The following is a 14,645-nucleotide window of genomic DNA, read 5'->3' on the forward strand; positions in this document are numbered from 1 at the left end:
ATATTAAATTTTTAAATTATACGTTATATTCCAAGTGTATACCTCAAATAAATAGTAGTATAGACGAAGCTCAATTTCAAAAAGTACAAGGAGTCCACAAGACGAGGAACGGAGCGTATACTTAATACGTGAGTACCGGAGTACTTGTAGGATGACGTAGCTAATGTTTGCAGTTCTATCCAAGAATATAAAGCTTTTATCATATTTCAATAGATTTACAAACTCAAATGAATTTTATTAAAAAAACCTTTATTAGTATTGTTATAATTCTGATTTCATTATCTTTGACTATAACTCTAACTGTTTATAGTGCAAATAAAGGACACTTAAATGAACCTTTGAAAAAAATAATTGAATTTTATTTAAGTAAAAATGATATAAAGGCTGTACTACATAATTTAGAATTTAAAGAAAACCGATTATCCATAGATAAAATTTCCTTAAGTCTTATAGATAATGCTAGAGGAGAAATTAACAATTTTAATCTTTTCTTTAATTTCAAAAATTTCTTCTCTAATTCGTTAATAGAGGCTAATTTTAATATCGATAAAATTTCCGTAATTTCAAATAACGATGAAGAAATTATAAATACTTCAACGACCGGTGATTATTCATTAAATATAATTAAAAAAGATTCCCTAACCGACATACGACTAACTTCAATAAAAAGTGATATCTTAACTGATGAGCAAGGAGTAGACTTACCTCTAGGAAATGCCTTATGCTCACATAAAGCCACCTATTCTAAAGATAATCCAAAGACCGTTAATTGCAAACTCACCTTTGGGGACAAAGCTTTTTTATCACTAAGCGGTATAATAACCGATAAAAATATCGATGCAAGTGCAGTTGCTACAAATATACCTTTAATAATTTATCAAACAGTCGAAAAAATTATTCCGGATAATCCTATAATCTCATATTTACGAGAACATATAAAACAAGGTTACATCCAAAACGGAGAATTAAATATTAAATTAGATAAAAATTTTTTAAAAAAAAATATTTTAGTAGAAGATAATTTAAAAGCAAATTTACATATCTCGAATTTTGAATATAAATATCATACAGATTTACCGCCTTTGACTAAAGTTGACATTAATATAATCATTTCAGGACCGGAAATAAAATTTCTAATTAATGAAGCATATAGCGGTAAAAGTGTCATTTCAGACGGTATTATGACTTTCAAATGGGAAGGACTGGATAAATCACAATTTGTTTTTAATGCTACTGCTAAAGGTGAAATTAATGACTTAATTGCCTTTGTTCCAAATGATACATATCAAAATATTAAAGCTCAAAATATTGATCTTAAAAAAATCAAAGGAACAGCAAATTCAATAATAGAGCTAATAATTCCTATTAGCCCCAATATCCCTAATAGCTATAATGTTTTGTCGACATTAACAAATATCTCTTTTAACACCTTAGACAATAATATCCTATTACAAAACGGTGAAGCCAAAGGTAGTTTTAAAGATAATAAACTAAATATTAACGGTAAAGGTAACATTAATAATTATGCAAGCAGCTTTACTTATGATCATGATATATCGGATAAAAATAATGAGTGTTTACTTAAAATAAAAAGCAATATTGCGGTAAATAATCAAAGATTTGGAGTATTTAAGTTAATTTCAGGCAGCACTGTTTTAAATTTTGAGTATAAAAAACAGCATAATAATGAGAGTTTTATTACCGTTAATTCTAATCTTAATAATTTAGAATTTTATATAGATAAAGTATCTATTCATAAAAAATTATATAAAAAAGCCAATTTATATTTATATACTAAATTAAATGATAAAAATTTCGATAGAAATATTGAATTTAACCTTTCAGGGCAGGATAATCTAAAAATTAACGGTAATGCCTTAATTAAGAAAAATATTTATAATATTAATCTAGCCTCTGTTAAATATAATCATACGGATTTAAAAGGACAAATAATCATAGATAACCATAATCTTAATACGGCACTTTATGGGAGCGTATTAGATTTATCAAATGCTAATATGATGCAGTTTTTAGAAAAAGCGGGAGATTCTACACGTAATATTAATTTAAAAACTAATATATCAAAAATACTTTTAAAGAATAATATAATTCTAGGTAATCTTGATTTAGCAATTAAATGTGATAAAGTGCGGTGTTTCTCCGGCTTTCTAAATGCTAATATTGATAATAAAACAGTTAAGATGTCGCTTACTGCTAAGGAAACTTTTGAACAATGGTTAATTGAATCCGATAATGCTGGAGCATTGCTTAAGGGACTCGGAATGTATACCACTATGCAAAACGGTCAGATTAACATCAACTTAAATACAAAAAGATATGAAGTAAAAAAAGGTGGGATAGTGCCAATATTAGACGGCAAATTTTCTATAAAACATTTTACGGTAGTTGATACTCCTTTTTTAACACGGCTTGTTTCCTTTGTTTCGTTGCCGGGTTTTCTTAGTTCAGTAACTAATAATAAAAATATTTTATTTGAAGATATAAGCGGTAAATTTAATTATAGAGGAAATATAATTACAATTTTTGATACGGAAGCACATGGACCGTTCTTTGATTTTACTATGACAGGTAATATTGATACCAAGCAGCAATTAATTATGGTTAAAGGAAATGTTATTCCTTCCTTTTTCTTAATCAGCACTATTGTAACTAAAATACCGGTAGTCGGTAAAATATTTTCCAAAGTCGCTCCTTACTCCCTAAAAATGAAATATTAAGTAACTATTTAAAGCTATTAGATTGCGTGTACAAAATGTTTAATCATTCCTTTATGTCATTCCTGCGAGGCATTATTGCGTGTGTACCTTATCGTCATTGCGAACGACTGAAAGCGTTGTTGTATGGCTTAAAAAACGTGTTCGGTGTTATACCTTGGCTTGACTACGGTATCCAGAAAACAACTAAAAAGACTAACAATATTAGTATTTTTAACTGGGGCCTACTACAAACTTGTAGAATGACAGAGGTGGAAGTAAGCCATACAACAAATCCACAACTGCAAGGAGCGTGGTGGCAATCCAGAAATAATAATAGAATATTCTGTAAATCAGAATTTTTTACTGGATTGCTTCGTCGAAACTTACAGTTTTTCCTCACAATGATGTTGAAGATCAATTCATGCAAGAATGACATAAATAATCATACATATTTAATCGGTATTTTACTTTTAGGCTTAATTTCCGGTCTTACGTTCAATTTAATTTTTTTTACAGTTCCATATCAACTATCCGAAGCAAAATACACCACTGATATAATAGGTTCGATATCACTAGCTGCCTTCCCGTATTGCTTAAAGGTCATATGGTCACCTTTTATAGATAAATACTCTATACCTTTTTTATGTTCTAAATTCGGTCACAGGCGTGGTTGGGCATTGGTATCACAAATATTTTTAATCCTAGTGATGACAGGGTTCTTAAATATAAGCCCTTGTAATAACTTATATATTACTGCAATTATCTTATTTATTATTTCATTCTGCAGTTCTACACAAGATATTGTACTTGATGCATATAGAATTGAGAGACCTACATCTAAAGAAGAGCTTTCAATGGCTTTTACCTTTAGTAGCATAGGGTTTCGTTTAGGTATGTTACTTGGCAGCGTCGGTACTTTATATTTATCAATTATTCTCGGCTGGAATACAGTATATAAATTTGCTCTATTAATTACTCTAATTGGACCTATAGTAATTTTATGTATCAAAGAACCACAATCAAAAGAAATACACCATACAACTACTAATTTAATAGGATTACAACAATATTTTGAAGTTATTAAAAAAAGTATTATCTCCTTAAAAAATGAACAACAATATTTACTGCTAATTATATTGTTTATCTTTTTATATAAAGCTGCGGATTCTATACCTATGGCTATGAGTTCGCCTTTATTGCTAGATTTAAGTTTTACTACTCATGAAATTGCCGTTATTTACAAAGCTTACGGGTTACTAATCATGATCATCGGAGGAGCTTTAAGCGGTGTTATGGCTGCAAAAATGGGTATATTTCATAGTGTCTTAATTGGTGGAGTTATTCAATTATTGTCACCTCTGATGTTTATGATTCTTGCTAGTATCGGCTATGATATAAAGACATTTATAATAACTGTTACAGTACAAAACTTTTGTGCAGGCTTTGCAGGAACTATTATCTCTATCTATTTTGCTAGCCTTTGCAATAGTGAATTTGTTGCCACACAATATTCTATTATTGCATCTTTTAGCTCTCTTAGCCGTATTATTCTAGCTAGCCTTGGCGGTATTTGTGCAAAATATCTTACTTGGCCTGTATTCTTTTTAGGTAATACTCTGTTTAGCATGTTATTTATCCCGATATTTTATAAAATATATAGAAAGAAACTAGGCTTTGTGAATATTTCTAAAAAGATATGACAATTATTAAAAAAGGTTTATAATATTGATATATATATTTTTGCGAAATGAAGAGTTAGAATTTTTATGAAGCTATATAGTTTTCAAGAACATTTACTAGAATTAAAAATAAGGCTTCTTAGAATATTTACTGCTTTTATAATTATATTTGCTATTTGCTATTATTTTAGCGACACTATTTATAATGTTTTATTAAAACCGCTTGCTAAGCTAAGCGGTGATACGGCACGAAATATAATTTATACAGGGCTTACAGAAGCATTTTTTACCTATATTAAACTTGCAGCTTTTACTGCTTTTACTATTATTATACCTATAATTGCTTTGGAGTGTTATTTATTTATCAGTCCCGGGTTACACCGCCATGAAAAAAAAATTATCGCTTTTATTCTTTTTATGTCGCCTATTTTATTTTGGTGCGGTAGTATTTTTGTTTTTTACTTTGTAATGCCGAAAGCTTGGAATTTTTTTCTTAGTTTTGAAAAACGTGATATGATAGTACCGATAGTTTTGGAAGCAAGAATTAGTGAGTATCTAAATTTAGTTATTCATTTAATTATTGCTTTTGGAGTCGCTTTTCAACTACCAATTGTGATAATGATATTAAATATACTAAAAATAGTTAAGGTACAAACACTTAAGCAAAAAAGACGCATTGCCGTGGTAATTAACTTTATTATTGCAGGAATATTAACACCTCCTGACATTTTCAGCCAGTTTGCTCTTGCAATACCACTACTTTTATTATATGAAACTTCAATAATGATATGTAATTTTATAGAAAAACCGAGGACACTAAATGTTAAATATCAAGTGGATTAGAGAAAATCAAGAATTGTTTGATCAAAAGCTTAGCCAAAGATTTATTGAACCTATGTCTAGTAAAATTGCTATGCTCGACGGAGAGAAAAGAAAAATTACGAGTTTAATTCAAGAATTTCAGCATGCACGTAAGGTAAAATCAAAGATTTTAGGTAATATGGCCTCTAAAAGCGGCGAAGAGTTTGAAGGGTTACAAAGAGATGTCAAACATATAAATGAGAAGTTGGAAGCACTTGAACAGGATTTAAATAATAATAACGAATTAAATGAACTATTAAATATGTTGCCTAATATTCCGGATGAAGAAGTACCTTACGGAATGGATGAAAGTATGAATAAATTAGTTCGTACTTACGGAAAGATAAATCCAAATGCTTTGAATAAACAGCATTTTGAACTAGGTATAAAATTAAATTTAATGGATTTTGAACAAACTGCTAAAATTTCTGGAACTAGATTTGTAACGTTAAAAGGTGATTTAGCAAAGCTAGAACGTGCTTTAATTAATTTTATGATTGATGTTCATACTAAAAAGTTGGATTTCTTTGAGATATCACCTCCGGTATTAGTTCGAGATAATGCTATGTATAATGCAGGACAACTACCTAAATTTACCAAAGAGTCTTTTGCAACAGCCAATGGTTACAGACTAATTCCAACCGCAGAAGTATCTTTAGTAAATATGGTCGCCGATACTATTATACCAAGAGAAAAATTACCGATACGTTATGTTGCTTACACCACGTGCTTTAGATCAGAAGCAGGTAGTAGCGGTAGAGATACAAGAGGTATGATTAGGTTACATCAGTTCGGTAAAGTTGAGTTAGTATCTATTACTACCCCTGAAGAATCAAAAAATGAGCATGAATATATAACTAATGCATCAGAGACTATTTTACAAAAACTGAATCTTCCTTATCGTGTTATGTTACTTTGCACCGGAGATATGGGATTTGCAGCAAAAAAAACCTATGATATAGAAGTATGGCTTCCAGGACAAAAGCAATATCGCGAAATTGCTAGCTGTTCTAATTGTGGAGATTTTCAAGCACGTAGAATGAAAGCAAGATATAAAGAATTCGGCAGTAACGAAACTACCTTAGTTCATACTTTAAATGCTTCAGGATTACCTATCGGAAGAACTATGGTCGCAATACTTGAAAATTATCAGAATGAAGATGGATCAATAACTATACCGGATGTCTTGATAAATTACATGGGAGGATTACAAAAAATCACTGCCTATAGTGAATAATTGTTTATCAACTAATAAATAATTAAGGTACAGTTTCTAGTTGTTATTAAATTGGCTTTGTTGCATGGCTCTCCATGTTATTCCCGCTTTCGCGGGAATAACATCGAGTAGAGGCCTACGGCTGCTCGCAATGACGATTCTAGCATCCACACAGGCAAAATTTATTAGTATATACTCCTGTGAAATGAAGAGTTGTTATACGAAGTTCAACTTGAAAAAGAGCAAGGAGTCTGTAAGCCGAGGGGCAGAGCGTCTACTTAATACGTGAGCATCCAAGGACTTACACAAACGACGTAGCCAATTTTTCAAGTTGAACGAGTATACAAAACAATAATTTAAATTCAGGTTATTTGTGTTTAGTGGTTTACGAAAATTTGACAAAGATATATATAATTATAATGCTCCTAGTTTTATACCTATAGCATGTCATTATAATGAAAATACTTTACTTACCAAAGACGGTAAATTACTACAAATTATCAAAGTACACGGCATTAACTCAGAGAAAATAAGCGATAACATACAAAATTTACGTGAAATGGTTAGAGTTTCTATAAAAAAGAATATAACCAATTATGATTTTGCTTTTTGGCTACATACAATACGAGAAAAACAAAACTTAGACGATTTAACTCCTTACAAAAAATTACTACCGGCAAATATTCATAGCCTATGGCAAAGAAAAAACCATTGGAATGATAAATTCGTTAATACTTTATATATATCTATAGTACATGATTCTGCTAAAGTTAACATCGTAAATTTTAACTCTTTAATAAATTCTTTATCTAATAAATTAATTACTGATTTTGAAAATAACTACTTAGATTTAGCTTTTCAAAAATTAGACAATATCACTAATAATATTTTAAATGATTTAAACGAATTCAGTGCTGAAAAACTCGGTATAATATTTGAAAATGATAATGTTTTTTCTAGTCCTTTATTCTTATATAATCGAATAGCTAACCTTAATAATAATGATTGTTTGGTACCTATCATAGATTTATCTGATGCACTAGGTAGAAGTATTTATACAATTAGCGGCGATAAAATGGTAGTTACGGATCATAAGAAAAATAATAAATTTGCTTCTTTACTATCTATAAAAGAATATCATGAAACTCCTTCTAGTACACTGGATAAATTTTTACAGTTACCGATTGAATTAATAATAACTGAAATATTTTACTTTGTTAACAAAAAACAAGTAATATCCAAATTGCATGGTCAAGATTATATTCTAAAAATTACTAACGACTCAACTTTACTTAATCACAAAGGGATTAATAAGCTTGATGCAGCTAATTTAGATTTTCAATTTTGTAATCAGCAAATTTCAATTGCCGTTATAGAAGAAGATGAAAATAAACTAGATGCAGCCGTAGCTAAAGCATCAACCGAACTTTTTAAACTTGGTATTATTCATGTAAAAGAAGATCTTAATATTGAGCAAATATTTTGGTCGCAATTACCTGCTAACTTTGCCTTTATACGTAGAATGTCGCCATTATCCGTAGAGCATATTGCTTCTCTTACCGCTCTTCATAATACTACACTCGGTAATCAATATAATCCTTGGGGTAAGGCTATAACTTTACTGCGAACCGAGAAAGGTACTCCATATTTCATGAATTTTCATGATAAAACGAATAAAGGTAATACTTGCATCTTTGGTACGGAAAAAACCGGCAAGACCGTATTATTGAACTTTTTAATATCAGAATCGACTAAATACGATCCAACAATAATTTATATCTCTAATAATAATGATTCTAAAATTTTTATCGAGGCAATAGAAGGCAAATGGTCAGAACCGGACAAACAAATTATCAATCCATTTTTAGTAGATGATACAGAAAAATCACAAGCATTCATTTTAGAATTTTTAAAATTAATCAGTGGTCATTATATTTCACCTCTTAGCGAAATAGAGATATCCTTTCTAGAGAAATTAAAAAATAAAATTTTATCAATTGAAAAAGAAAAACGTATTTTTTCCGATATTTTAAAATTAGAAGATTTTAAGGAGGAAGGAGGAATACAAATACTTGATAAACTTAAAGTTTTTACCGAAGAACAATTATATTCCGGATTATTTGACGGATCGTCTCTTAATATTGAAGAAGGGAAAGTTATAGGGTTTAATTTATATAAACTTTCTGATGAGCCGTTTTCTAAACAATTTTACCCAACAGAGAGAAAATTTTTAGAACAATTCAATAATAATTTAAAGAAACACCAAAGTATTAGTGCAGCAGTAATTTATGCTTTTACTTATCATTTAAGTCTAGTTGGCACAAAACCTAAAATATTTGCTGCCGATAATTTTGATAAACTTTACAGACCTGAGGTTTATTATGATAATATAAATTTAATCTATAATAATTTGTCTCAAAATAACGGTATTTTCGTCAGTAATTTCAATTTTATTTATCTTAAGTCATATCCAAAATATACTATAAAACCTTGGCTTGATTTAATTAATACTAAAATTATTCTACCGTCTGACGTTAAAATAGAAGATTTAGATAAAATTTTAGGTTTAAGCAAGCCAGAAATACGAAAATTATCACAGCTAATACTTTCTGCAAGAATGTTCTTAATTAGTAAAGATAATACATCGATAGCTTCTGAATTAAGTATTGCCGCTTTAATAGGAGCTGTCCGTATTTTATCAAGCAGACAGGAGGAAATGGATATTTATAAAAAAATACTTGAACAACACCAAGGTCCTCCAGATAATTGGGTTAATTACCTATATAATGAGTTAAATACGGACTAATATTTCACTCTGTCATCCCGTGATTTATTATGGGATCCAAAAAAATTAAAAAGGACTGGAGCCCGCTACAAAATCGTGGGATGACAATAATTTATTATGAACTATAAAAACAACGAGCATAAAGAATACTCAAAGTGTTAAAAAAATATTTACTATTTTTCTTATTTTCATTTTTCTCATTTAATGTATATGCATCTATTTGGGATGATATAGTCACTTGTCTTGGCGATCCATGTAATTGCGGTCAAAGTGAGAGAACGGAAATTTGGAATAGGGATGGAGGCATCAATGCAAAGCTAAGAGGGCCTTTTAAACCAAACACATTATGTCCTCCTTGGAATAAAAGCGACGGTCGCGATAATGATACTTGTTTATTAAAATTTGATTACCCAGGTACATTTATTGGTTTTTTACTCAATAGATGTGCGGAAGAAGCCCCTGATAGTAGTTACTTTACTCCTAAAATTCGTATTAGAATTCAAAGCTGTAATGCCGCAGCTTGTTGGCATCAAAACTCTACTTTAAATTGGGATGGAGAATGTGTATTATGGCCTACAGGTTACGGTCTACCTCTAACTAGAGTCTGTGCTAGAATTGCCGTACCGGATATGCCTCCACCTTCCGGGATAAATGCCCCGCCTTCCCCTGCAGATCCAGGTTATACTGATGGGGTACATCTCAATAAAGTCGGTTATACAGAAACTGATAATAAGATAATCGGTGTAGACGGAAAAATCATTACTTTAAAACCTCCTAAACTTTGTGCTTATAGCGATCCTGGACTTGTTAATCTTATTTCAGATTCCGGTGTACATCTTGATCCGATGGACTGGAATCCTAATCGTCAACCTCTTCATCAGACTAATGAACTTAGCCCTATTGCAAAAGTATTAAAATTTTTAGTTGAAACGGTAAAAGGAGCCAGTTTGCCAAGTTTATTAGGGCAGCTTCTTGGTATGATAAATCAAAATTCAGAGTTTATAAAAGTACTTCAATCAATACTTAATGCAATAGGAGAGCTTTTTAATTTTTTTCCTACTTTAATAATAAAAATTATTGAAACACTTGGGTCATTAAACGGTTCTGTAGATAGCTATTCTTTTGGTTGTGTACAATTACCTTTAGGGCCTTTTCCACCGCCATATTGTCCAAATTTAGATTATATTAGCATTAATGCAAGCGCTAATAATGTATGTAGCATAAAAGATGCAAGCGGCAAGTTTGACCAATCTTCTACTAGTCCGGCTTGTGTAGTGCCATCTAATATTAATGTTAAAAACAATATTGTTAATAATACCATACGTGTTAGCTTTAGCAATCTTGTCCCGCTTTGCAAGAGTTCTCGCTCTGACCTCAAAACTTGTGTAGAACCACGTAATATAGATTTTTCTTCAGCAAAAATTACTCATACTAATACGGCTTTTAAAGATTTAATTAAATCGTGTAAAAATACTTCAGGCAACACTCCATGTATTAATACAGAAATTTCTACGCCATGTAGTGTTACGGCTAACGGTTGTAATGAGGGATTTAGAATAGTATATTCGCAGAAAATTGGAAATATAGAAACACCCAGCGATTACTACATAAGCGATATACCAGACTGTCCAAGTTCTAATTCAACTACTTGTCAAAAAGTGTGGGGAGTTAATATTGGCGAATTTAAGGATGTAAGCGTAAAATTTCCTAAGGTACAAAAGCAAGATACAACTAGCTTAATGCCTATAAAGACAGATGTCACCTTAAAAGACAATAACGGTAAAGATAGAAAGCTTTATGTCTCTATTAGTAATACCGAAGACGATAAGCAAAATCCTAATAATATTTGCTTATTTGAGTCTGGTAATTTAATAGATTGCGTACCAAGAGTAAATCATTCTTACAGCTTAGCTGCTTATGAATGTGCAAAGCAATATGCCGGAATTACCTGTACTAATAATAGCAATCCCAACGATGCTTATTATAAACCGCAATTCATTGCGTCAGTACAAGTCAGAGAAGGCGACAATATCATAGATGAAACAAGCACTCTTGTAACGCCGTTAGCATACGCCGGACCTCCACCTCCCAACCCCACTGACACAGAAAGCATAGTAATGCTTGCTGGTTATAAGTATAGTTCTTCCGTTGTGTTTATACCTAAAGATCCAAAGAAAGATCAATATATTGCTATGCCGTTTTCAGAAGAGAATGCTCTAAATCAGTTGACTATTTACGGTAAATATAAAGACGATAAAGCACCTTATGATAGTAATGGAAATCCTAACTCAAGTGCGGTATATTTAAAATATTTAGAGTATATAAACGGTAAATATATCCAAGGTGGAACACATGCCTGCTTGATGCCAAAAAATTTCCAACATTGTAACCCTATGCTGCGTCCTACTTTACCTGATGGATCACCTATGCCCGGTTACAATAATGATTCGATAAATTGTGTACTTGCTAAACTCAACAACAACGACACTATAAATTGTAAAGATTTTAAAAATAAATATAACGTTAAGTATCCAAATCTTGGCTTATGTAAAAAAGATACAGATCTAACACGCTGTACTCTAGAAGAAACAGTGTCAGGTCCAGGAAGAGGTATTACAATTTATACTTGCAATATAAATAAGATTCCGAGTAAATGCTATACCAATAACGATAAGGCTAATACTCCAGTATGTGTTTTAAGTAGGAATTATACAGATAGAATCGAGCCGAAACCTAGCATAGGACCAATATTAGTACCGGTAGATCCTTCAAAATATTATACAGTGACATATACAAAAGGAGATAACAATACTCCTCCTGAGCCGACATATAAAGCTGAGACTGAGGATGTAAGAGATAAAACTTGGCAAGAGCTAAATCTTTGTGTTCCTATATTAGTACCTACTTGTGCTAAAATTCCTAGCACAGAGGAAGCTCCTTCCGGTAACAATCACGGTAATGCAGAATGGCCTGAAAGCGATATAGGAGAACTTGCAACAGGAAAATGCCCGACGAATTGGATACCTATTGATCCTAATAAACCTTTAAAACGCCATTGTTTATCATATTTTGATAGAAAGGTTGTCGAGTTTGAACCTTTAGGCAAAAATGTCGGCTGTAGAAAATCTAAAGGATTACCTATAAAAGTTAGTTATAACGACTTTCCATCAGACCAATTACCTGAGACCCTTTATAATCCGGTAACTAAAATAGGTGACTATATCTTAAACAAGAAACCGGTACCATATATGAACACTATGGTATTTCCAGATGATGGAGCACGTATAAATGCAGCAGATCACCTGAACAATACAACATTGCATACTGTAGAATTCAAAGTAACTTTAGATGCAATAATAGACGATATTGAGTATTTTAAAATAAAAGATTTATGGTATGATGATTGCATATTAATATATGTCAACGACATAAAGTTACTTAGCCTCCCTACTAACGTTGATTCTCTAGATGAGACAAGGTACTGTAACAATGGACAGGACCAAAATCAAGCATTACACGCTAAAAATTTACCGATTGATATAAAGCGTTATTTAAAACAAGGAGAAAATACTATAAGATTCCAGCTAAGAGTTATGTTTAGTGGAGGACTATATTTCCACATGCAATATAAGATGAAGAGATAAATAATGAGTTGGATTATTTTTTATACGGTAATCGCTGCTTTACTGATTCTCGATTTGGGAATAATACACAAAAAAAATACCATAATGAGCTTTAAAGAAAGCGTACTTTTTAGTCTTTTCTATCTTGTAATAGCTTGTTTATTCGGTATCTCTGTTTACTATAATATGGGGGCAGATCATGCTCGTGAATATTATACTTGCTTTCTCATTGAGAAAGCTATGTCACTTGATAATATTTTTATTATCTCTATTATATTCCAATTTTTTAAAATTCCCGGGCAATATCAACATCGTGTTTTATTTTTCGGTATAATAGGCGTAATAATATTCAGAGCCGTAATGATTTACGGCGGTATTATTCTTATAAATAAATTTGCCTGGTTATTATATATTTTTGCCGTAATACTTATTGCTACAGGTATAAAAACTTTCTATTTATCACATAAAACTTTTGATATACAGAATTCTTATATTTACAAGTCAATAATAAAAAATCTAAATATTACTCCTAACCTTGAAGGGAATAAATTTGTTGTTAAACGTAATAACAAACTATATTGTACTCCCCTTTTTATATCTTTAGTACTGATAGAAGCAATAGATTTAGTCTTTGCTATAGATAGTATACCGGCAATATTCGCAATTACTAATGATGTTTATATAATTTATACTTCAAATATTTTTGCTATTTTAGGGCTTAGAGCGTTATTCTTTTGTTTAGCAGAAATTGTAGAATGTTTCAGTTATATAAAATATTCTTTGGCTTTAATTTTAATATTTATCAGCTTTAAAATATTTATTCATCATTATATAGCGATTCCGGCATATGTTGCGCTCATTATAACTATTACTTTATTACTATTTGGTATAATTGCTTCCATAATTAGGAACAATATGATTGACCATTAATAAAGGAGGTATATAATATTTTTTATTTTTTAAGCAATTATAATGACTAAATTACTAAAATCATTTTTTATTACTATCATCATTTTTAATGACATTGCTTTCGCAAAAGAAATAGGGTTCTATATAGGAGCAGAAGGCGGAATAGTTGAACCAGTCGTTAGTAAATTCCGACATAAACATTCAAATACCAAAATAATTTTAAAAAAATCAAGTATGTATAGTGGGAAAATAGGCTATATAATATATCCACAGATAGCTATTGAATTCTCAGCAACTTATCAACCTAAATATCGTCTGCATTACGTATTACCTAAGCAAAACTTAAGTAATGGTCTCACTGTTCCTAAAACTCCAGGTAATACTACTGTATTGTCAAATATATATATACTAAATTTTATTTATGATTTAGAAAAAATAAAAACTTTCACACCTTTTGTAATACTTGGAGGTGGAATAGCACAAGTAAAAGTTAAGCCTACCTCTTCTAGGTGGAGTGTTATAAATAGCGATTATTTTAAAGTAAGAAAAACTCATAAAAATTGTGTTGCTTGGCAAGCAGGTCTTGGAATTTCACAAGATGTAACTTCAAATTTAAGTATTGATGCAACTGCAAAATTACAAACAACATATAGAGTAAGAATTAATTATGATACACTTGATATGAAAATGGGGCAATTCATGCCAGCAAATCCTATCAAAAAAACTATAGCCGTTGGAGAATTTGGCGTAGGATTTACTTATAGATTGCCATTTTAATAATTCTGTGAAATGTTTATATGAAAGCTACAATGTCATCCCGAGGCTTGACCACGGGATGACACAAATAATTCAACT

Annotated in this window: 8 protein-coding genes and 1 pseudogene; all 9 read left to right on the forward strand. The window is 30.8% G+C overall.

All coding sequences use genetic code 11. The features are described 5' to 3' along the window. The first annotated feature begins 227 nt into the window (after positions 1-227). The 9 genes and pseudogenes from QUD19_RS01390 to QUD19_RS01430 all read left to right on the forward strand — a co-directional run bounded on the left by QUD19_RS01390 (position 228) and on the right by QUD19_RS01430 (position 14,567). Positions 228-2,738, forward strand: a complete 2,511-nt coding sequence (locus tag QUD19_RS01390; protein WP_498808305.1) for a transporter AmpG 3 — start codon at positions 228-230, stop codon at positions 2,736-2,738. Positions 2,739-2,764: 26 nt separating this feature from the next. After that, positions 2,765-4,417: an MFS transporter gene (locus QUD19_RS01395; RefSeq protein ID WP_498808306.1), complete on the forward strand. Its 1,653-nt coding sequence runs from the start codon at positions 2,765-2,767 to the stop codon at positions 4,415-4,417. A 66-nt stretch (positions 4,418-4,483) separates the two neighbouring features. Beyond that, positions 4,484-5,239, forward strand: a complete 756-nt coding sequence (tatC, locus tag QUD19_RS01400) for a twin-arginine translocase subunit TatC (RefSeq protein ID WP_498808307.1) — start codon at positions 4,484-4,486, stop codon at positions 5,237-5,239. After that, complete coding sequence (gene serS, locus QUD19_RS01405; RefSeq protein WP_498808308.1) at positions 5,217-6,494, forward strand: serine--tRNA ligase; 1,278 nt, start codon at positions 5,217-5,219, stop codon at positions 6,492-6,494. Before tatC ends, serS begins: the two co-directional genes overlap by 23 nt. A gap of 211 nt (positions 6,495-6,705) precedes the next feature. Next, positions 6,706-6,808: pseudogene (locus QUD19_RS01410) on the forward strand (palindromic element RPE5 domain-containing protein). Between the two features lie 38 nt (positions 6,809-6,846). Continuing rightward, positions 6,847-9,279, forward strand: a complete 2,433-nt coding sequence (locus tag QUD19_RS01415; protein ID WP_498808309.1) for a VirB4 family type IV secretion/conjugal transfer ATPase — start codon at positions 6,847-6,849, stop codon at positions 9,277-9,279. A gap of 134 nt (positions 9,280-9,413) precedes the next feature. Beyond that, positions 9,414-12,902 (forward strand): hypothetical protein, encoded by a 3,489-nt coding sequence (locus tag QUD19_RS01420; protein WP_498808310.1) that lies wholly within the window; start codon positions 9,414-9,416, stop codon positions 12,900-12,902. 3 nt (positions 12,903-12,905) lie between these two features. Further along, complete coding sequence (locus QUD19_RS01425; protein ID WP_498808311.1) at positions 12,906-13,811, forward strand: TerC/Alx family metal homeostasis membrane protein; 906 nt, start codon at positions 12,906-12,908, stop codon at positions 13,809-13,811. A gap of 42 nt (positions 13,812-13,853) precedes the next feature. Continuing rightward, a complete protein-coding gene (locus tag QUD19_RS01430; protein WP_498808312.1) occupies positions 13,854-14,567 on the forward strand; it encodes an outer membrane protein in 714 nt (237 codons plus the stop codon). Positions 14,568-14,645: the final 78 nt, after the last annotated feature.

It is taken from the genome of Candidatus Rickettsia kotlanii, assembly GCA_030295365.1.
GTDB classification, from domain to species: Bacteria; Pseudomonadota; Alphaproteobacteria; order Rickettsiales; family Rickettsiaceae; genus Rickettsia; species Rickettsia kotlanii.

Excerpts from the sequence above, each read along its gene's own strand:
- QUD19_RS01390 (WP_498808305.1), top strand. The coding sequence starts at position 228 with ATGAATTTTATTAAAAAAACCTTTATTAGTATTGTTATAATTCTGATT.
- tatC (WP_498808307.1), top strand. The coding sequence starts at position 4,484 with ATGAAGCTATATAGTTTTCAAGAACATTTACTAGAATTAAAAATAAGG.
- serS (WP_498808308.1), top strand. The coding sequence starts at position 5,217 with ATGTTAAATATCAAGTGGATTAGAGAAAATCAAGAATTGTTTGATCAA.
- QUD19_RS01425 (WP_498808311.1), top strand. The coding sequence starts at position 12,906 with ATGAGTTGGATTATTTTTTATACGGTAATCGCTGCTTTACTGATTCTC.
- QUD19_RS01430 (WP_498808312.1), top strand. The coding sequence starts at position 13,854 with ATGACTAAATTACTAAAATCATTTTTTATTACTATCATCATTTTTAAT.